This is a genomic window from Exiguobacterium sp. s138, from assembly GCF_018618775.1.
In the GTDB taxonomy this organism is placed as follows: domain Bacteria; phylum Bacillota; class Bacilli; order Exiguobacteriales; family Exiguobacteriaceae; genus Exiguobacterium_A; species Exiguobacterium_A artemiae.
In genome coordinates this window covers 155,668-175,365 of sequence record NZ_JACSMW010000003.1, presented here as the reverse complement: position 1 = coordinate 175,365, position 19,698 = coordinate 155,668, and the positions used below count along the sequence as shown (strand labels likewise).

Annotated in this window: 21 protein-coding genes and 1 tRNA gene; 19 read left to right on the top strand and 3 right to left on the bottom strand. The window is 48.3% G+C overall.

Annotated elements, in window-relative coordinates; genetic code table 11:
• Positions 1 to 19: 19 nt before the first annotated feature.
• A complete protein-coding gene (locus KNP91_RS08200; RefSeq protein WP_012371279.1) occupies positions 20 to 412 on the bottom strand; it encodes a hypothetical protein in 393 nt (130 codons plus the stop codon).
• A 120-nt stretch (positions 413 to 532) separates the two neighbouring features.
• Between KNP91_RS08200 and hprK the strand changes: the two genes are divergently transcribed.
• The 11 genes from hprK (at position 533) to KNP91_RS08145 (ending at position 9,692) form a co-directional block, all read left to right on the top strand.
• A complete protein-coding gene (gene hprK / locus KNP91_RS08195; RefSeq protein WP_012371278.1) occupies positions 533 to 1,468 on the top strand; it encodes an HPr(Ser) kinase/phosphatase in 936 nt (311 codons plus the stop codon).
• Complete coding sequence (gene lgt / locus KNP91_RS08190) at positions 1,468 to 2,301, top strand: prolipoprotein diacylglyceryl transferase (protein ID WP_214765782.1); 834 nt, start codon at positions 1,468 to 1,470, stop codon at positions 2,299 to 2,301. Before hprK ends, lgt begins: the two co-directional genes overlap by 1 nt.
• Before the next feature lie 4 nt (positions 2,302 to 2,305).
• The gene (ppaX, locus tag KNP91_RS08185; protein WP_012371276.1) at positions 2,306 to 2,962 is read left to right on the top strand and encodes a pyrophosphatase PpaX; all 657 of its coding nucleotides are present in this window, start codon (positions 2,306 to 2,308) and stop codon (positions 2,960 to 2,962) included.
• Complete coding sequence (locus KNP91_RS08180) at positions 2,946 to 3,428, top strand: acyltransferase (protein ID WP_012371275.1); 483 nt, start codon at positions 2,946 to 2,948, stop codon at positions 3,426 to 3,428. The genes ppaX and KNP91_RS08180 overlap by 17 nt, the downstream gene beginning before the upstream one ends.
• Positions 3,429 to 3,457: 29 nt before the next feature.
• On the top strand, positions 3,458 to 3,838 hold the full coding sequence (gene kapB / locus KNP91_RS08175; protein WP_214849533.1) for a sporulation phosphorelay system protein KapB: 381 nt from the start codon (positions 3,458 to 3,460) through the stop codon (positions 3,836 to 3,838).
• Positions 3,839 to 3,934: 96 nt separating this feature from the next.
• Positions 3,935 to 5,419 (top strand): tetratricopeptide repeat protein, encoded by a 1,485-nt coding sequence (locus KNP91_RS08170; protein ID WP_012371273.1) that lies wholly within the window; start codon positions 3,935 to 3,937, stop codon positions 5,417 to 5,419.
• Between the two features lie 60 nt (positions 5,420 to 5,479).
• Complete coding sequence (gene trxB, locus KNP91_RS08165) at positions 5,480 to 6,442, top strand: thioredoxin-disulfide reductase (RefSeq protein WP_214765771.1); 963 nt, start codon at positions 5,480 to 5,482, stop codon at positions 6,440 to 6,442.
• 111 nt (positions 6,443 to 6,553) lie between these two features.
• Positions 6,554 to 7,423: an RNase adapter RapZ gene (gene rapZ, locus KNP91_RS08160; protein WP_012371271.1), complete on the top strand. Its 870-nt coding sequence runs from the start codon at positions 6,554 to 6,556 to the stop codon at positions 7,421 to 7,423.
• Complete coding sequence (locus KNP91_RS08155; protein WP_214849531.1) at positions 7,423 to 8,421, top strand: gluconeogenesis factor YvcK family protein; 999 nt, start codon at positions 7,423 to 7,425, stop codon at positions 8,419 to 8,421. Before rapZ ends, KNP91_RS08155 begins: the two co-directional genes overlap by 1 nt.
• Complete coding sequence (gene whiA, locus KNP91_RS08150) at positions 8,418 to 9,374, top strand: DNA-binding protein WhiA (RefSeq protein ID WP_012371269.1); 957 nt, start codon at positions 8,418 to 8,420, stop codon at positions 9,372 to 9,374. The genes KNP91_RS08155 and whiA overlap by 4 nt, the downstream gene beginning before the upstream one ends.
• An 81-nt stretch (positions 9,375 to 9,455) precedes the next feature.
• Positions 9,456 to 9,692: a hypothetical protein gene (locus KNP91_RS08145; protein WP_012371268.1), complete on the top strand. Its 237-nt coding sequence runs from the start codon at positions 9,456 to 9,458 to the stop codon at positions 9,690 to 9,692.
• A gap of 115 nt (positions 9,693 to 9,807) precedes the next feature.
• Here the strand turns inward: KNP91_RS08145 and clpP are convergent, their stop codons facing one another.
• On the bottom strand, positions 9,808 to 10,419 hold the full coding sequence (gene clpP, locus KNP91_RS08140) for an ATP-dependent Clp endopeptidase proteolytic subunit ClpP (protein WP_255412930.1): 612 nt from the start codon (positions 10,417 to 10,419) through the stop codon (positions 9,808 to 9,810).
• A 153-nt stretch (positions 10,420 to 10,572) separates the two neighbouring features.
• A tRNA-Arg gene (locus tag KNP91_RS08135) sits at positions 10,573 to 10,648 on the bottom strand.
• Positions 10,649 to 10,815: 167 nt separating this feature from the next.
• Between KNP91_RS08135 and KNP91_RS08130 the strand changes: the two genes are divergently transcribed.
• The 8 genes from KNP91_RS08130 to eno all read left to right on the top strand — a co-directional run bounded on the left by KNP91_RS08130 (position 10,816) and on the right by eno (position 19,424).
• On the top strand, positions 10,816 to 11,958 hold the full coding sequence (locus tag KNP91_RS08130) for an RNA polymerase factor sigma-54 (RefSeq protein WP_214849529.1): 1,143 nt from the start codon (positions 10,816 to 10,818) through the stop codon (positions 11,956 to 11,958).
• Positions 11,955 to 12,218: a glutaredoxin family protein gene (locus KNP91_RS08125; RefSeq protein WP_114595120.1), complete on the top strand. Its 264-nt coding sequence runs from the start codon at positions 11,955 to 11,957 to the stop codon at positions 12,216 to 12,218. Before KNP91_RS08130 ends, KNP91_RS08125 begins: the two co-directional genes overlap by 4 nt.
• A gap of 113 nt (positions 12,219 to 12,331) precedes the next feature.
• Positions 12,332 to 13,360 carry a sugar-binding transcriptional regulator gene (locus KNP91_RS08120; RefSeq protein WP_131972316.1) on the top strand — a complete coding sequence of 343 codons (1,029 nt, stop codon included), beginning with the start codon at positions 12,332 to 12,334 and terminating at the stop codon, positions 13,358 to 13,360.
• Positions 13,361 to 13,413: 53 nt separating this feature from the next.
• Entirely contained in the window at positions 13,414 to 14,421 is a 1,008-nt protein-coding gene (gap, locus tag KNP91_RS08115) for a type I glyceraldehyde-3-phosphate dehydrogenase (RefSeq protein WP_214765761.1), read from the top strand.
• 124 nt (positions 14,422 to 14,545) lie between these two features.
• The gene (locus tag KNP91_RS08110) at positions 14,546 to 15,730 is read left to right on the top strand and encodes a phosphoglycerate kinase (protein ID WP_214722103.1); all 1,185 of its coding nucleotides are present in this window, start codon (positions 14,546 to 14,548) and stop codon (positions 15,728 to 15,730) included.
• A gap of 27 nt (positions 15,731 to 15,757) precedes the next feature.
• The gene (gene tpiA, locus KNP91_RS08105; protein ID WP_026827585.1) at positions 15,758 to 16,510 is read left to right on the top strand and encodes a triose-phosphate isomerase; all 753 of its coding nucleotides are present in this window, start codon (positions 15,758 to 15,760) and stop codon (positions 16,508 to 16,510) included.
• A complete protein-coding gene (gene gpmI / locus KNP91_RS08100) occupies positions 16,511 to 18,058 on the top strand; it encodes a 2,3-bisphosphoglycerate-independent phosphoglycerate mutase (protein ID WP_214849527.1) in 1,548 nt (515 codons plus the stop codon).
• A gap of 73 nt (positions 18,059 to 18,131) precedes the next feature.
• Positions 18,132 to 19,424: a phosphopyruvate hydratase gene (eno, locus tag KNP91_RS08095; protein WP_214765752.1), complete on the top strand. Its 1,293-nt coding sequence runs from the start codon at positions 18,132 to 18,134 to the stop codon at positions 19,422 to 19,424.
• Positions 19,425 to 19,698 lie beyond the last annotated feature (274 nt).

The window sequence follows — 19,698 nt, the reverse complement described above, 5'->3', positions numbered from 1 at the left end:
GATGAAATGCCGGTACGAATTAATAATTGTAGTCTTGATCCATCATCGGATCGTCAAAATTCATGTTTTCGAAGTTATTCATGTCATATCCAAACGATAAAAGTGTGACGACACCGACAATGGCAAGAACGATCGAGAGAATGATCAAGCCGATTCCCATCCAGCTCTTGCGGCGTGAGCGGTTCCAATAGAAAATGATAGCTAAAATGTACGAGATAAACGAACCGCTGATGAAGATTCCGATAATCGAGATAATGAAGAATAATAATGCCGTTTGGTCCTGATTGCGCGAATAGGCTTTCCACATATCGATCAAGGCGATGATCAGGTAAACAAAGCCGACGATGGCGAGAATTGCGAATAAAATCATGATGATAATAATGCCGATTCCGCTGCCTGTTGATTCCATCATAATAAAACCTCCTTTTTTTCCTATCTGTACTCCATTCCCAAGATTGTCCACTTCTAATCGAAATCCTTGATTTTGAGAAAAATATGGTACAATACTTCAAGTGAAAGGGGCTGATTGAGCGTGCAACCAAAAGTGCGAACAGCTGAAATCGTAAAGCAATTCAATTTAAAAATCGTCACCGGAGAAGAAGGACTGCATCGTCCGATTCTGACGGCTGATCTTTGTCGACCGGGTCTTGTTCTCGCCGGCTATTATGCCTATTACCCGGCAGAACGTCTGCAGATTCTCGGGAAAACGGAATTGACGTTTTTCAACAACCTGACGTATGAGGAACAGCTCGAGCGGGCAAACGTTCTCTGTACGGATGAGACACCGGGAATTTTGATTACACGTGGTTTTGATGTACCGGAAGCAATCGTCAAGGCGGCGGACGAAACGAACGTCCCTCTTTTGACGACGAAGGGACATACGACATCGGTCGAATCACAAATTACGAACTTCCTCGAAGCGGAGCTCGCACCGACAACGGCAATGCACGGCGTGCTCGTCGATATCTACGGCGTCGGTGTTTTCATCAAAGGGGCAAGCGGCGTCGGGAAATCCGAGACAGCTCTTGAACTCGTCAAACGGGGACACCGTTTAGTCGCCGATGATTCGGTCGAGATTCGTCAGACCGGCGACGGCATCCTTGTCGGGACCGCTCCGAAATTGATTCAGCATCTGCTTGAGATTCGCGGAATCGGTATCATCGATGTGATGACGTTATTCGGTGCCGGTGCCGTTCGTTCGCACAAGAAAATCAGCCTCGTCTGTAATTTGGAAATCTGGGATCAGGCGAAAGTCTACGACCGCGTAGGACTGGACCAGGAAACCTTACAAATCATCGATACGGAAATCCCGTTCTTGACGATTCCGGTTCGTCCCGGACGAAACCTGGCTGTCATCATCGAGGTGGCTGCCATGAACTATCGTCTGAAAAACATGGGCATCAATACAGCAGAAGAATTTGCAGGGCGTCTCGCGCAAGCGATTGAAGATGGGAACGGTGGTCTTTGATGGGAACATTAGCGAGTGTCCAACCGACGTTTGACCGGGTAGCCATCGAACTGGGCCCGATTCCGATTTATTGGTACGGGATCGTCATCGCGCTTGGAGCGGTCGTTGGTCTGATGATTGCAATCTTTGAATCCAAACGGATCGGCTTTAACGAAGAATATGCCGTCGATGTCGTCATCTGGTCGATTCCGATCAGTATCATCTGTGCCCGGATTTACTACGTGGCGTTCGAATGGGATTATTATGGTCAGAATCTCGATCAAATCATCAACATCCGCCAGGGCGGCATTGCAATTCATGGTGCCATCATCGGTGCGATTTTGACCGTCCTGATTTATACGCGCAAGAAAAACATCTCGTTTTGGCAAATTGCCGATATTCTGGCACCGTCACTCTTGTTCGGACAAGCGGTCGGACGCTGGGGCAACTTCTTTAACCAGGAAGCGCACGGCGGCGAAACGACCTGGACTTTCCTACAGGATACGTTGCACTTACCGGACTGGATCGTCAATCAGATGTATATTGACGGGGTCTATTACATTCCGACGTTCTTATATGAAAGTATCTGGAACATCATCGGTGTCATCCTGTTGATTGTCTGGCGGATGAAGTTTAATCCGCGACGCGGTTATGTCTTCCTCGGTTACCTGATCTGGTACTCGATCGGACGTTTTTACATCGAAGGCTTACGGACGGACAGTTTAATGATGGGCGGCGGTCTTCGGACGGCGCAAATCGTCTCGATCTGTCTGATCATCTTCGGCGTCATCATGCTGTTTATCCGAAAAAATGCTGTCCGTTATTTGGACGGAACAAAACGGGAGGCGAAATGAACCGATGATTCAAACGATTCTCTTTGATCTCGACGGGACGTTGATTGATACGAATCCCCTCATTTTAAAAAGTTTTGCTCATACGCTCGATTATTATTATCCGGACCGGACCTTTACGGAAGCAGAACTGCTTCCGTTCATCGGACCGACGCTTGAAAAGTCATTCTCGGAATTAAATGCGGACCAATGGAAAGAGATGGTCGCGTTTTACCGGAGTTACAACATCGCGATGCATGATGCACTTGTTCTTGAGTATCCGGGTGTGCTCGACGGATTACGCCGCTTAAAGGAACAAGGCTACAAGATGGCAATAGTCACTTCAAAAAGCCGGCGCGTGGCGTTAAAAGGAATCGAACTGTTTGGACTTTCGCATCTGTTTGACGCGGTCATTGCGGCAGACGACGTGACGGAAGAAAAACCGGCCGTCGAACCGTTTGAGAAGGCGATGGCCTTGCTCGGTTCAACACGGGAAGAAACGATCATGGTCGGTGACAACGATACGGACATCCACGGCGGGAAAAATGCCGGTCTGAAAACCGTTGCCGTCGGCTGGGCAATCAAAGGACGTCCGTATCTCGAAGCGCTCGAACCGGATTTGATCATTGATTCGATGGAACAGTTGGGTGACTGGATCGAGGCCGAAAATGCCACGGCGGACTGACCGGTATCACGTCGGAGCGACAAATCCGCTCTGGCACATGTATCGGACGGTATCGTTCTTTAAAGTCATGTGGTGTTTCATCATCATTACGATTGGCCGGTTCTCGCCGTCGCTCCGCTTCAAGAACAGTCTCTACCGGACGTGTTTGCGGATGAAGATCGGCGACCGGACGGCACTGGCGTTGATGGTCATGCCGGATACGATGTTCCCGGAACGGATTACGATCGGCTCCAATACGGTCATCGGCTTCAATACGACGATTCTCTGCCACGAATATTTGACGACGGAATACCGGATCGGCAACGTGACGATCGGAAATGACGTGTTGATTGGCGCAAACGTGACGATTTTACCCGGCGTGACGATTGGGGACGGTGCGATGGTCGGAGCCGGTTCCGTCGTCCATCGGGATATTCTGCCCGGGGAACGCGTGTCAAGTCAGCCGCTCCGCCGGCACGAAATGTGACGAAAATGTGAGAGGAAGGAGAGGACAAGATGAGTCATATCCGCTTTACGTATAAAACAGGAAAGTATTTCGGAAGATTATTTGCCGAACGTCCGCAAGGGTTGGTCGTCGAGGTACTGGCCGTCGAGAAACACCCGATTCAAGGTGATCTGCACAATCCGAATCAGGTCGACGTGCCCCTCTTCCATGTCCGTACTGCCTTACACCCGCACGAAAAAGTAACGGTTGCTCCCGGTGTCGTTTATGCCTATGAAGGCGAGATTCCGAGCTACGCCGAAAGCTTACGCCAGGCATATGATAAGGAAGTCGAACGTTTGAACGGACAAAACCCGGAGACGGATGCTTTCGTACAAAAATGCTTGGAGAATTACAAGGAACTGGAATCGATTTATGCGAAACGTTGGGGATAAACCCCGGCGTTTTTTTCTGTTGCAACGGTTTCCGAGATAGGTTATTCTTGTCTCTGCAACTACGAAACCAGATTTAGATCTATGGGGGCTTGAATCATGATGGAATTAACTGAATACAAAGCAGACCCCTTTGCGATTACAACGCGCCAAGCGGAACTTTTTTATTTCCGCGGACGGAAGGCGCACCGGGAAGGGCGACTGGAAGAGGCGGTTTATCACCTTGATGAAGCAACGACGCTTCAGCCGAGTGATGTCCGTTATCTTTTACGTTACGCTCGTGTTTTGTTCGAGACAGGCGAAATCAATCATGCCAATGATGTCTTGAAACAAGTGCGGACGCTCGACCAGTCAAATACGGAATCTTTGTTTTATTTAGCGAATAACTACGCGCATGTCTCTTTATATGAAGAGGCGAAAAATTACGCGCTTGAATATTTATCCAGTGCACCAAACGGGAAACACGCAGAGGCATCGGCCGCGCTCGTGGAATTAATCGATCTCGAACAAGAGATGGAAGATGACGATGAGGATGAATTGATTCGTTTACATGCTCAGGCACAACGTCAAATCGACAAAGGGATGCTCTTTGCGGCGCAGGAAACACTCGAATCCCTGATCGTCCAGTATCCGACCTTCTGGCCGGCATACAACAATCTTGCCATCGTCGAGTTTTACCTTGGTGAAAACGACCGGGCGTTTGCTTCACTGGAACAGGTCCTCGATGGAAATCCGGGAAACCTGCATGCTCTCTGTAACACGCTTGTGCTGTTGCACGAGATGGGACAGGATGAAGAAGCGCATCGTTTATCGAACAAGCTCGAGCATGTCCGCTCTGTGAATCTTGAAACACGCTACAAGGTCGCTTCGACGCTTGCGATCATCGGTCGTCACGATTTGGCTTACGAAGAACTGAAGTTACTGGAACGACGCGGCTACCGTGGAGATCCGCTGTTCGGACACTGGCTGTCGATCTCAGCTTTCAAAACGGGACACGTCGAAGAAGCAGCTGCGTTCCTTCAATCAGAAGAAGCGCAAAGTATGCGGGAAGAACAGGAAGCTTACGACATCCGTCATAATCTCCAGTTCCGCTCGGCTTTGATTCAAGCCTTGAAGACGGAAGATGATGTCTCACGGATTTTTACAGCGTTGTTACTCGGCAAGCTGAATGATGAAGAAGCGAAACTCGCGTTATCGATGATGCCGGAAGTAACGGATCATCCGGACGTCCTCTTGCTGACGGAACAAATCATTCATGAGATGAACGGGGAGCACGACGTCGTCGATGCCCGGATTCACCGTGCCTTGATGACGATCCGCCTTGCGGAACGATTTGTCTCGGATGAAGAACGGATGAGCCTTGAAGGTGATTTTTACGAACGGTTTGCGCGACTCGTCTTGAGCGGTGAGACGTTTGATTCGGTCGAACAGTCGGCTGCGGCTCTGATTTATTTATTCCACGATGTCCGCGACGGTATGTTGATTGAAGACTGTGCGGCACTCGTCCACGTTTCCTTTGAGGATACGGCAACGGCGATCCGTGCCTATCAACGACTTTTAAACCCGGCCCGTGCAAAGTGTTAGACGTTTGTACGATTCTCACCTATACTCAAGTTACAACGAAAATACAGATGGGGTGGAATCATGACAGAAACTGAACAGAAAATTTATGACGTCATCATTATTGGTGCCGGTCCTGCCGGAATGACAGCAGCACTTTACGCATCACGTGCGAACCTTTCAACACTGATGATCGAACGCGGTATTCCGGGCGGACAGATGGCCAATACGGAAGATATCGAAAACTATCCCGGTTATGACAGTATCTTAGGACCGGATCTTTCGCAAAAAATGTTCGACCACTCAAAAGCGTTCGGCGCAGAATATGCTTACGGCGATGTCCGCAGCATCGAAGACGGTCCGGCATTCAAGACCGTCCATGCTCACAACAAGGATTACCATGCCCGGGCGATCATCATCGCTTCAGGAGCACAGTATAAGAAAATCGGTGTTCCGGGTGAGGAAGAACTCGGCGGACGCGGTGTATCTTACTGTGCAGTCTGTGACGGCGCGTTCTTTAAAGAAAAAGAACTGTTCGTCATCGGTGGCGGTGACTCTGCCGTCGAAGAAGGTGTCTACCTGACGCGCTTCGCGAAAAAAGTCACGATCGTTCACCGTCGTGAAGAATTACGTGCTCAAAAAATTCTTCAAAAACGGGCATTCGACAATCCGAAAATCGATTTCATCTGGAACCATACGGTCAAACAGATCAACGAAGATAACGGAAAAGTCGGCGGCATTGAACTGATCAATACGAAAACGGCAGAAACGACGACATATCCGATTGATGGCGTCTTCATCTACATTGGGATGAACCCGATCACAGGCTATGTCCAGGATCTTGGTATCTTAAACGACCAGGGCTATGTCGTGACGAACGAAGGAATGGAAACGAACATCAAAGGTATTTTTGCAGCCGGCGACGTCCGTGAAAAAACACTTCGCCAAGTCGTCACAGCGACAAACGACGGTTCGATTGCCGCGCAAAACGCGCAACACTATATCGAAGCCTTGCTTGAAGAATTACAGGAATCATCACAAGTCTAATTCAAGATCCAGCTTGGTTGGGAGGCTCTTCCATCAAGCTGGCTCTTTTTTTATGTTATACTGACATGAGAGTAAAAATACACACGGAACTGTTGTCTGGAGGGCGAAGAGATGGAACAGAATCAACCGCAACTGGTCATCATTACAGGAATGAGCGGCGCCGGCAAAACGGTCGCAATGAACAGCTTTGAAGACTTGGGCTATTTTTGTGTCGACAATTTACCGCCGACGTTACTGCCGCAATTGATCGAAGTCATTGGGCAGGTGCGTCCGAAAATCGCCGTTGCCATCGATACACGGGCTCGTGATTTCATTGACAGCTTCTTTGTCGTTTATGAAGATTTGAAAAAAACGAATCTGCAAATCCGGATGTTGTACCTCGATGCCCGCAACGACGTACTCGTCCGCCGGTATAAAGAATCACGCCGGTCGCATCCGCTCGCACCGACTGCGTCGCCGTTGATCGGTATCGAGCGGGAACGGACGCTGCTCGAAGGATTCCGTGATAAAGCCCAGTTGCTGATGGATACGAGTGACATCAAACCGCTTGCCTTAAAGGAACGGATCTTAAAAGAGTTTACGGAAGGGGAACGGATTCCGTTCACCGTCAATGTCATGTCGTTCGGATTCAAGCACGGTCTGCCGCTCGACGCCGATCTCGTCTTCGATTTACGGTTCCTGCCGAACCCGTTTTATATTCCGGAACTCCGTCCGAAAACGGGTCTCGATCTCGAAGTCTCGTCGTACGTCATGCAGTGGCCGGAAGCGAAGCTGTTTTATAAAAAGCTCGTCGATATGCTCGAATTCCTGATTCCCCAGTACGAACGGGAAGGGAAATCGCAGCTCGTCGTGGCACTCGGTTGTACCGGCGGCAAACACCGGTCAATCACGTTTGCCGAAGCAATCAGCAAAGAGTTCAAGAATCAATACCATATCGTGACGAATCATCGGGATTACGTGCACGCGAAGGAGGAGAAGTAATGAAATGGGAACGAAAAGTCGTCGCTGTCGGCGGAGGAACGGGCCTATCGACTCTTTTGCGCGGACTAAAACATTACCCGCTTGATATCACGGCCATCGTCACCGTCGCCGACGACGGCGGAAGCTCGGGCCGTCTGCGGACGGAATTTAATATGTTGCCGCCGGGCGATATCCGAAACGTCATCGTTTCGCTCTCGAAGTCCGAGACATTGATGGACCGGATCATGCAATACCGGTTTGAGACGGGGGAAGGGCTGCACGGACATTCGCTCGGGAATTTAATGCTGACGGCAGCGACGCAACTCTGTAACGGGTCATTCGTCGAAGCGATCGGTGTCATGGGGCAACTCTTGAATGCCGAAGGAAAAGTCTATCCGGCAACGGAGCGGACGATTACGTTATGTGCTGAGTTCGAGGACGGAACGATCGTCAAAGGCGAATCCTTGATTCCGAAAGTTGGCAAAGTCATCGAACGAATTTTCCTCGAGGAAGAAAATGTCCGTCCGGTTCCGGAAGCGATTCAGGCGATTCTCGATGCCGATGTCATCGTTCTCGGTCCCGGCAGTCTCTATACGAGTGTCATTCCGAACGTCCTGATCGAAGAAATCCGGGACGCGATCAAACAGTCACTCGCACCGGTCGTCTATATTTGTAACGTCATGACGCAGCCGGGTGAGACGACAGCCTTTACGGCAAACGATCACCTGAATGTCCTGGAAAAGTTCCTCGGCAAAGGGGTCATCGATACGATCATCGTCAACAACGAATCGATTGATGTCAGTTACCTGCGGAAGTATCAAAAAGATCATGCCGACATCGTGACCTACGATGAATCGAGTTTTGAAGAAGCTGGAATTGAAGTACTCGCGGACGATATTGTGGATTATAACCACCACTTCATCCGTCATGACTCAGACGCCGTGGCAAGCCTGGTCATGCGGAAAGTCCTATCCATCCGACGTGTGCGTCAATTCGAAGGGAAGGAGGAATTGACGTGAGTTTTGCATCAGAAGTCAAAAAAGAATTAACGCAAATCGCCATCACCGATCACGAAATGAAGGCGGAACTCGCCGCTTTGGCCCGGATGAACGGAGCCATCTCATTCGGACTCGGACGTGGTCTGACACTGGATATCTCGACGGAAAACGCATCGATTGCCCGCCGTATTTATTCCTTGCTCAAACGGGCGTATGCCGTCCATCTGGATTTACTGGTCCGGAAAAAAATGCGCTTGAAGAAAAATAATGTCTACATCGTCCGCGTTAAACAACAAGCGGATAAGATTTTACAGGACCTCGGGATTTTAGGGGAAGGATTTACGATGATCCGTTCAATCAGCGATTCGATTCTCAAGGATGAACGCCGTGCCCGGGCGTACCTGCGCGGCGCCTTTTTAGCCGGCGGATCGTTAAACAATCCGGCGACGTCTTCGTACCATCTGGAAATCTTCAGTCTGTACGAAGAACATAATGCCGCCTTGCGCAGCCTGACAAATCAGTTTGATTTGAATGCAAAAGCCATCGAACGGAAAAAAGGACATATTCTCTACATCAAGGAAAGTGAGAAGATTTCTGATTTTCTGAAGCTCGTCGGAGCGACGTATTCGATGTTACGGTTTGAGGATGTCCGGATTTTAAAAGATATGCGGAATTCAGTCAACCGGCTCGTCAACTGTGAGACGGCAAACCTCAACAAGACGGTTGGGGCGGCACTGCGCCAGGTCGAGAACATCAAGTTTCTGGAACGGACGGTCGGACTCGACGTTTTGCCGGATAAATTAAAAGAAATCGCCATCTTGCGGGTCACACATCAAGACGTGACATTACAGGAGCTCGGTGAGATGGTCGAGAGCGGTTCCATCTCGAAATCCGGGATCAATCATCGATTGCGCAAGATTGATCAAATCGCGGATAAAATCCGAAACGGGGAGTCGATGACCGGGGCTCTTTAGGGAGTAACTTGCGAGATGAACCATAGTCTACTATAATATATAGTCGATGCAACTAAATGTTCGAATTAAGGAGTTTTTGAAATGGCTAATGAGAAAAAACGTATTTCGCTGACAGTTGATGCGAAGTTTGATGAAGTGCTTACGAAAAAAGCGAAAACGATCGGTGTACCAAAAAGTACGCTCGTCGCCTTTGCGACATCGTTGTTCCTGAAGCAATTGCAGGCGGAAGAAGAACTTTCACCACATGCGAACGGAATCTACACATTGATTCGCGAAAACCACGATATCGTGTCTGATATCACAGATTTGATCGACTAAAAAATAGGACTTCTGTCCGCGTCTGTTCTGAGAAGAGTGACGCAAAGGACAGTGGTCTTTTTTTGTACACACAAAAAAACCGTCCTCGCAAATTGCGAAGACGGTCAGGTGAAGATTAAGCACGTTCCATGACGCGGTCGATTAAACCGTAGTCAGCTGCTGCTTGAGCAGACATGAAGTTATCGCGCTCTGTATCACGCTCGATGACTTCAAGTGGTTGTCCTGTGTTTTCAGCCATGATTTTGTTGAGGTGCTCACGCATTTTGATGATGCGTTCCGCATGGATTTTGATGTCCGATGCTTGACCTTGTGTACCACCGAGTGGTTGGTGAATCATGATTTCAGCGTTAGGAAGAGCAAAACGTTTTCCTTTAGCGCCGGCTTGGAGCAAGAATGCACCCATTGAAGCAGCCATTCCGATACAAATCGTTGAAACTTGTGGTTTGATGAAGTTCATTGTATCGTAAATCGCCATACCTGCTGTGATTGAGCCACCCGGGCTGTTGATGTAAAGCGAGATTTCTTTATCTGGATCTTCTGCTGCTAGGAAAAGTAACTGGGCAACGACTGAGTTGGCGACGTTGTCGTCAATCGCGCTCCCGAGAAGGATGATCCGGTCTTTGAGCAAACGTGAATAGATATCGTAAGCACGTTCCCCGCGGTTGGTTTGTTCGATGACTGTTGGAATTAACATAGTCTTTGCCTCCTTATGGTTGGTATGTAGCACATATTCGACTTGTCCTTATCATAATCCTTTGGTCAATATTGGTCAAAAGATACGCTGTTGGTTTTATATATTTTTCCTGAAACAGTGGCTACTAAACATATCAGTATAGAAAAAAGGCAATACCGTAAACGGCATTGCCTGAAGATTCAAGTATGGTACACCCGGAGAGATTTGAACTCCCGACACCTGGTACCGGAAACCAGTGCTCTATCCCCTGAGCTACGGGTGCATGTTTGTACTGAACAATTAATAGTATACCGACATTTTTTCAGAAAAGCAATACTAGATTTGCGAGTTTATTGATTTTTTGTCAAAACGTAAGAGACGATGGAAGACGTATCCTTCCTATATAATGAAAGTGGAATTACATTAAACGAGGAAACGGGAGGTGAGCGGATGGAACAGAGACAGGAACAAGCGCAACGTCTTGTGATGTCGGCAGCCCAGTTGTATCAATTGACGGTTTTGGAAGAAACGCAGGCGGAACTCGAGGAGCGGCTGTACCGGATCATCCGTCGTGCCGGACGCAGCGAACATAATGGAAGAAAAATGATTCCGCCGGATTTAGAGCAGGTTGCAGACCGGATTGATTCGTTTGAAGCGGAACTTCTTCAGCAAATACGTTTAGAATCGGTCAGACAGGAAATAAGATATATGGCGGAACAACTCATCATGTACTTAGACGCGGATGGATTACTCAGAACGACAGACGCACGACTGGCGACCTTGCTCGACAGTGAGGAGACGATCATCAAACAGGCACGGCAACTGCTCCAGCAATGTGAACCAACCGGAATTGCGGCACGCTCGGAAGCGGAGTGTCGCTTGTTGCATGCCATCGAGCTCGAAGATGACCGTTTGATGGATTTGCTTACTGCACTGTCGGACGGACAGCCGTTAAAAGCCGTACTGGATGATGAAACAGAGCGGCGACAGATGAAGCAAAAGATGGAACGGTTGCCGAAGACACCGGTCTTACCAGTATCCACCACCATGACGATACCGGAAGCCGATATCAGTTGGTCGGACGATCAGGTGCAAATCCAGTGGTCTTCCTTGCCGATTGATACGTCCTGGACGGATCTCGCGGAAGCAAAACCGTTTCTCAGCGCTTATGAACGACGGCGTAACACGTTGCGTGCAATCCTCGATGTCATCGTGGAACGGCAAATGCGCTGGTTCAAAGGAGAGCTTCATTTGGAGCCGTTGACGAAAAAAGAGGTAGCCAAACAAACGGGATACCATCCGTCGACGGTTGGTCGGGCAATCGTCCACAAAACGATTCGGACGATCCATGGAACGCTCGAGCTTGAAAATTTTTTCGTCTCGAAGACGCAAAGCGGCACATCGAGCTTTTTAATCAAAGCCCGAATCGCACAATTGATTGAGGAAGCGACCTCGCCGCTGTCGGATCAACAGATCGTCAACCGTCTCGACCTGGAAGGCATCCGGGTCGCAAGACGGACAGTCGCGAAGTATCGAGCGAGTATGAACTTGACCCGGTCCGACATGACGAAACGACGAGAGGCGAATGAATGATGCCATCAAAAGAACACACGACCTTAACACTGTATTCACGTCCCGGATGTACGCTATGTGAGGAAGCCGCCTTCTTACTTGATTTCGTGCTCGATGAATTTCCGGATTGGACATTCGAAGAAGTGAACATTGAAGAAGATGCTGCGCTCAGTCTCCGGTTTTTATATGAAATTCCTGTCGTCATGCATCAGTCCGAAATTTGGAGTTATGGCAAATTCGAGACAGAGGCGATAAGAAACCGCTTACTTGAAAAAAGTTAAAGGCGAGGCTTGAATCCTTGTACGAGGGCTGTTATGATGAGGATGTACCAAGTGGGACAAGATATGACACGCGGGACGTAAAGTGTCCAGCAACTTGAGAGGAGCGGGAATACATGATTCGGCAGTTAGTACAGATCCAAAAACGAATCGTGCCTGATCTGATCGAAGAAATGCAGACACGTTACGACATACTTCATTATGTCCGGCTCATGCAGCCGATTGGCCGGCGGACCCTGGCAACAAGCCTCGGCTTGACGGAACGGGTATTACGCCGGGAAGTGGACTTCCTGAAAGAGCAGGGATTGCTCGAAGTGGCGACACAAGGAATGTCTTTGACGGATGAAGGGCGGATCGTCTTACGAAGTATGCACAGCGTGATGGCAGAACTGGCCGGTATTTCTGACATGGCGAAAGCCTTACAGGAAAAACTGGGTGTCCGGGATGTCGTCATCGTACCAGGAGATTCGGATCAAACCTTCTGGGTGCAACGCGATATGGGACGTGCGACGGTCGCACGTTTGAAACGAGAACTTTCTTCATCTGTACACAACACGATTGCAGTCACAGGAGGTACGACGATGGCTTCCGTCGCGGCGATGATGTCGCCCGATAAGGAAAACCGTCCGATGACATTCGTGCCGGCACGTGGCGGCTTAGGTGAAACCCTTGAATTACAAGCGAATACGGTCTGTTCACGGATGGCATCCCGTGCACAAAGTGATTATCACTTATTGCACATTCCAGACATGGTCAGCAAGGAAACGTTTGTGAAGATGGTGGAAGAGCCAAGCATTAAAAATGTGTTACAAATGATTAAAGATGCCTCAATCGTGGTACATGGAATTGGTGAGGCAAAAACGATGGCAAAACGTCGTCGCGCTTCGACCGAGTTACTGGAACAGCTTGAACAGGAACATGCGGTAGCGGAAGCATTTGGTTATTACTTCGATCGGGACGGAAAGATCGTGCACCGGGTGAAGACGGTTGGTCTTCAACTCGACGACTTAAAAAAAGTCGAACACGTCATCGTCGTCGCCGGAGGACATTCCAAAGCAGAAGCGATCAATGCGTATGTCAAACAGTCCCCGGACATCATCCTGATTACGGATGAAGGGGCAGCAACAACGATTTTGAAAGGGTAGCCCCCTTTTGAATAATAGATAACTCGCTTTACATTAAAAGGAGGAAAATTATCATGGCAGTAAAAGTTGGTATTAATGGATTTGGACGTATCGGACGTTTGGCACTTCGTCAAATTCTTCAGTTTGACGGAATCGAAGTAGTCGCAATCAATGACCTTACAGACACTAAAATGCTTGCACACCTCTTGAAATATGATACGACTCAAGGTCGTTTCGACGGAGAAGTTGAAGTACACGACGGTTACTTCCTCGTCAACGGTAAAGAAATCAAAACACTTGCTAACCGCAACCCAGAAGAACTCCCATGGGGCGAGCTCGGTGTTGACATCGTTCTCGAATGTACTGGTTTCTTCACAGACAAAGAAAAAGCTGAGCTTCACTTGAAAGCCGGCGCTAAAAAAGTCGTTATCTCAGCACCTGCTACTGGCGACATGAAAACAGTTGTCTTCAACACGAACCACGAAATTCTTGACGGAACTGAAACAGTTATCTCTGGTGCTTCATGTACTACGAACTGTCTCGCGCCTATGGCTAAAGTTCTTCAAGATCAGTACGGAATCGTTCAAGGTCTCATGACAACGATCCACGCTTACACTGGCGACCAAAACACACTCGACGCTCCACACCCTAAAGGTGACTTCCGTCGTGCACGTGCAGCGGCAGCTAACATCGTTCCTAACTCAACTGGTGCTGCTAAAGCAATCGGTCTTGTTCTTCCAGAACTTCAAGGTAAACTTGACGGTGCAGCACAACGTGTACCAGTTGCTACAGGTTCACTCACTGAGCTCACAACAGTTCTCGAGAAGAAAGTAACAGTTGAAGAAGTTAACGCAGCAATGAAAGCAGCTGCTAACGAATCTTACGGTTACACTGAAGACGAAATCGTTTCTTCTGACATCGTTGGTATCTCTTACGGATCACTCTTCGATGCAACACAAACGAAAGTCGTTACAGTCGGCGACAAACAACTCGTTAAAACAGTTGCTTGGTATGACAACGAAATGTCTTACACTAGCCAACTCGTTCGTACACTCAAACACTTCGCAGAAATCGCTAAGTAATTCGAGCAATTAAATAGCAATTGAATAAGAGCGGAAACGATACCAGTCTCCGCTCTTATTGCGGAAAAAAGTCTGGAGGGGCGCATGAGCCCCTCACTATACGTATGAGATGGAGGACGAATGTATGAATAAGAAATCAATTCGCGATATCGATGTAAAAGGAAAACGCGTGTTTACACGTGTGGACTTCAACGTACCGCTAGAAGACGGCAAGATCACAGATGACACACGGATCCGTGCTGCCCTTCCGACAATCAAACACTTGGTTGACGGTGGAGCGAAAGTCATCCTCGCAAGCCATATGGGACGTCCAAAAGGCGAGAAAAACCCTGAGTTCTCACTTGCACCAGTCGTAGCACGCCTCAGCGAACTGCTTGGTAAAGACATCAAGCTCGTTGAAGAAGCATACGGTCCGGTCGCTGAAGAAGCGGTCAGCAAGCTTGAAGAAGGCGATGTCATCGTTCTTGAAAATGTTCGTTTCTACCCAGGCGAAACGAAAAACGATCCTGAACTCGCAGAAGGTTTTGCGAAACTTGCAGACGTTTTCGTCAACGACGCATTTGGTGCAGCGCACCGTGCGCACGCTTCTACAGAAGGAATCGCACACCATGTCGAGACAGCTGTAGCAGGATTGTTGATCGAAAAAGAACTTCAAGTTCTCGGTAAAGCTCTCTCAAACCCGGATCGTCCGTTTACAGCGATCATCGGTGGTTCGAAAGTCGCGGACAAAATCGGCGTCATCGATCACTTGCTTGATATCGTCGACACGTTGATCATCGGCGGAGGATTATCTTATACATTCCTCAAAGCTCAAGGTTATGAAGTCGGTACGTCACTTCTTGAAGTCGACAAAATCGAACAGGCGAAGGAATTCATGAAAAAAGCAGAAGACAAAGGCGTGAAATTCTTGATGCCGGTTGACTGTGTCATCACGAAGGAATTCGGCGAAGAAACATATGTTGGACCACGCGACATCGACAGTATCCCAGCGGATCACATGTCACTCGATATCGGTCCAAAAACGGTAGAACTGTATGCAGAAGCAATCAAGGCTTCGAAACTTGTTGTCTGGAACGGACCAATGGGTGTGTTCGAACTTGATAAATATGCAAACGGAACAAAAGGTGTCGCTCAAGCATTAGCTGACAGCGATGCATACTCGATCATCGGTGGTGGAGATTCTGCTGCAGCGGCTGAGAAGTTTGGTCTTGCAGATAAAATGAGTCACATTTCTACAGGTGGCGGCGCAAGCCTCGAGTTCATGGAAGGTAAAGCTCTTCCAGGTGTCGAAGCGCTTAACGACAAGTAATCTAAAGTTCACAAGGGAGTGTTTTCAATGCGTAAACCAATTATCGCAGGTAACTGGAAAATGAATCTTACCCTCAAGGATGCTGTGGCATTCGCTGAGGAAGTCAAAGGAACTGTACCCGCTTCTTCGAAAGTCGACGCGGCTGTCTGTGCACCGTCTGTATTCCTTGCACACTTGACAGAAGCGACAGCTGGAACGGACCTGAAAATCGGCGCTCAAAACATGTATGACCAAGAGAGCGGCGCATTCACAGGTGAAATCAGCCCAGTGATGCTCAAAGAACTTGGCGTAACATACGTCGTCCTCGGTCACTCAGAACGTCGTGAGTATTTCGGAGAAACGGATGCGTTCATCAACAGCAAAACGAAAAAAGCATTCGAGCATGGCATCGTGCCAATCGTTTGTGTCGGTGAAACACTCGAAGAACGCGAAGGCGGAAAATTCGAATCAGTTATCCGTGAACAAACAACGAACAGCTTGAAAGGCTTAACAGTCGATCAAGTCAAAAACCTTGTTGTCGCATATGAGCCTGTCTGGGCAATCGGAACAGGAAAATCAGCAACAGAACAAGATGCACAAGATTCTTGTAAATTCGTTCGCGATGTCATCGCAGCTGAATTCGGTACGGAAGCTGCAGAAGCAGTCCGCATCCAGTACGGCGGCAGTGTTAAACCGGACAACATCAAAGAATATATGGCTCAGCCTGACATCGACGGTGCTTTAGTTGGTGGCGCAAGTCTTGAGACAGGATCGTTCCTCAAACTGTTGGAGGCGATTTAAATGAAAAAACGTCCAGTCGCACTGATCATCCTTGATGGTTTCGGTATGCGTGACGAGGAGTTCGGAAATGCTGTCACGGCAGCAAACAAACCGAACTTCGACCGGTACTGGGAACAGTACCCGCATACGTTGTTGAATGCGCAAGGAGAATACGTCGGTTTGCCTGAAGGTCAAATGGGGAACTCAGAAGTGGGTCATTTGAACATCGGTGCAGGTCGCGTCGTCTACCAATCGCTATCCCGAATCAACAATGCCATTAAGGATCGCTCGTTCTTCTCGCGTCAAGCGATGAACGATGCGGCAGGTCACGTGAAGAAATACGGTTCAGCCCTTCATATCTTCGGTCTGGTCTCTGACGGTGGAATCCACAGTCACATCAACCACTTGTATGCGGTGCTTGAATTCGCCAAACTTCACGAAATCGAAAAAGTCTATCTCCATGCCTTCACGGATGGCCGCGATTGTGATCCACAATCAGGAGCCGGCTTCCTTCGTGATGCACAAGCGAAGATGGACGAGTTAAACGTCGGTCAATTCGCAAGTGTCTCTGGTCGTTATTATGCGATGGACCGCGACAACCGCTGGGAACGCGTCAAGAAAGTTTATGACGTCATCACGTTCGCAGACGGTCCGACAACAAAAGACCCAATCGCGATGGTCGAAGCTTCGTACAAAACAGACGTGACAGATGAGTTCATTGAACCAACGGTAGTCGTGCAGGAAGACGGTACTCCAGTAGCACCGATCCACGATAATGATGCGATCATGTTCTTCAACTATCGTCCGGACCGTGCGATTCAGCTCGCCAAGACGTATAAAGAAAAAACAGGCTTCAATGGTTTTGAATTGCCGGACAACGCACCGAAGAACCTGCTGCTCGTCTCCATGACGAAGTACTCGGATGCGATTGATACGGACATCGTCTTCCCACCGGAAGATATCAAAAACACGCTCGGTGAAACGTTATCAAAACAAGGCCTTAAACAATTACGGATTGCGGAAACTGAAAAGTACCCGCACGTCACGTTTTTCTTTAACGGTCAACGTGAAGAGCCGTACGAAGGAGAAGATCGGATTCTGATCCCATCTCCAAAGGTCGCGACATACGACTTGAAACCGGAAATGAGTGTCTATGAAGTCACAGAAGCACTCGTTGACGCAATCAACTCGGACAAACATGACGCGATCATCCTCAACTTCGCCAATCCCGATATGGTCGGTCACTCGGGTATGCTCGAGCCGACGAAAAAGGCAATCGAAGCGGTGGATAAATGTCTGGGGCAAGTCGTTGACTTGATTCTCAGTAAAGGTGGCGCAGCCATCATCACAGCCGACCACGGAAACGCGGACAAAGTCCTCAACGCCGATGGCAGCAAGATGACGGCGCACACGACAGAACCTGTTCCATGTATCGTCACGGTCGAGGACGTCGAACTCCTTAAGCCATTGACTGGCGTACTGGCAGACTTGGCACCAACTGTTCTCGATTTACTCGGAGCAGATCAACCGGCAGAAATGACCGGGAAATCGATTGTATTAAAGAAATAATCCCGTCAATCGATGGACTTGTCACTGTCTCACTACAAACTAATCTTTCTCAAACAAAAAGGAGCGAATTTAAATGTCAATGATTACAGAGATTTATGCACGCGAGATTCTTGATTCACGCGGTAACCCAACGGTAGAAGTAGAAGTTTATACAGAAGACGGCGGCTTTGGTCGCGCACTCGTCCCATCAGGCGCATCGACTGGTGAGCACGAAGCAGTTGAGCTTCGCGATGGCGACAAATCACGTTACCTCGGTAAAGGTGTCTTAAAAGCAGTTGACAACGTCAACGAAAAATTAGCACCTGAAATCATCGGTTACGATGTCTTCGACCAAGCTGGAATCGATAAAAAAATGATCGACCTCGACGGTACGAAAAACAAAGGTAACTTCGGTGCCAATGCAATTCTTGGTATCTCAATGGCTGCTGCACGTGCTGCTGCAGATGAGCTTGGTCTTCCACTTTACACGTACCTCGGTGGATTCAACGCGAAAACATTGCCAACTCCAATGATGAACATCATCAACGGTGGATCACACGCTGACAACAACGTTGATTTCCAAGAGTTCATGATCATGCCTGTTGGAGCTCCAACATTCAAAGAAGCTCTTCGTATGGGTGCTGAAATCTTCCACGCGTTGAAATCAGTTCTTAGCGGAATGGGTCTTAACACAGCAGTCGGTGACGAGGGTGGATTCGCTCCAAACTTGAAATCAAACGAAGAAGCAATCACAGTTATTCTTGAAGCAATCGAAAAAGCTGGCTACAAAGCAGGCGAAGATGTTTACCTCGCTATGGACGTCGCTTCTTCTGAGTTCTACGATAAAGCAGCTGGAAAATACAACCTCGCTGGCGAAGGCAAAGTCCTTACAACAGAAGAGCTTGTTGAATTCTATGCACAACTTGTTGACAAATACCCAATCATCTCAATCGAAGATGGCTGTGACGAAAACGACTGGGATGGCCACAAACTTCTTACAGATCGTATCGGACACAAAGTCCAACTCGTTGGTGATGACTTGTTCGTAACAAACACAGAGAAACTCGCTGAAGGTATCGAAAAAGGCATCGCGAACTCGATCCTCATCAAAGTTAACCAAATCGGTACGTTGACTGAAACATTCGACGCAATCGAAATGGCGAAAAAAGCTGGTTACACAGCAGTTGTTTCTCACCGTTCTGGTGAAACAGAAGATTCAACAATCGCTGACATCGCTGTTGCGACAAACGCTGGTCAAATCAAAACTGGTTCACTTTCACGTACAGACCGTATCGCGAAATACAACCAACTTCTCCGCATCGAAGACATGCTTTCAGATGTTGCTGTCTACGACGGAATCAAATCATTCTACAACCTCAAGAAGTAATTTCGGGTTGATGATTTAAAGTGTGTTGTACATTCACTGTACAGCCGACGCCTCCTATTCATACGAATAGGAGGTTTTTTTATTCATGATGGATGCAGTAATAAAAGATGAGTTCATTCCAAAATGCAAAATGCCGGTTTCGATCGATCACAATGAGCCGACTTAGTTCTAACCGTTAAAAAAATCAAATTTACAGGACCTTTCTTTTACTACCTGGTCATTAAAATGTTATAGTTATAAATAAGTTTAAGCGCAATCATTAGAAGGCTTAACT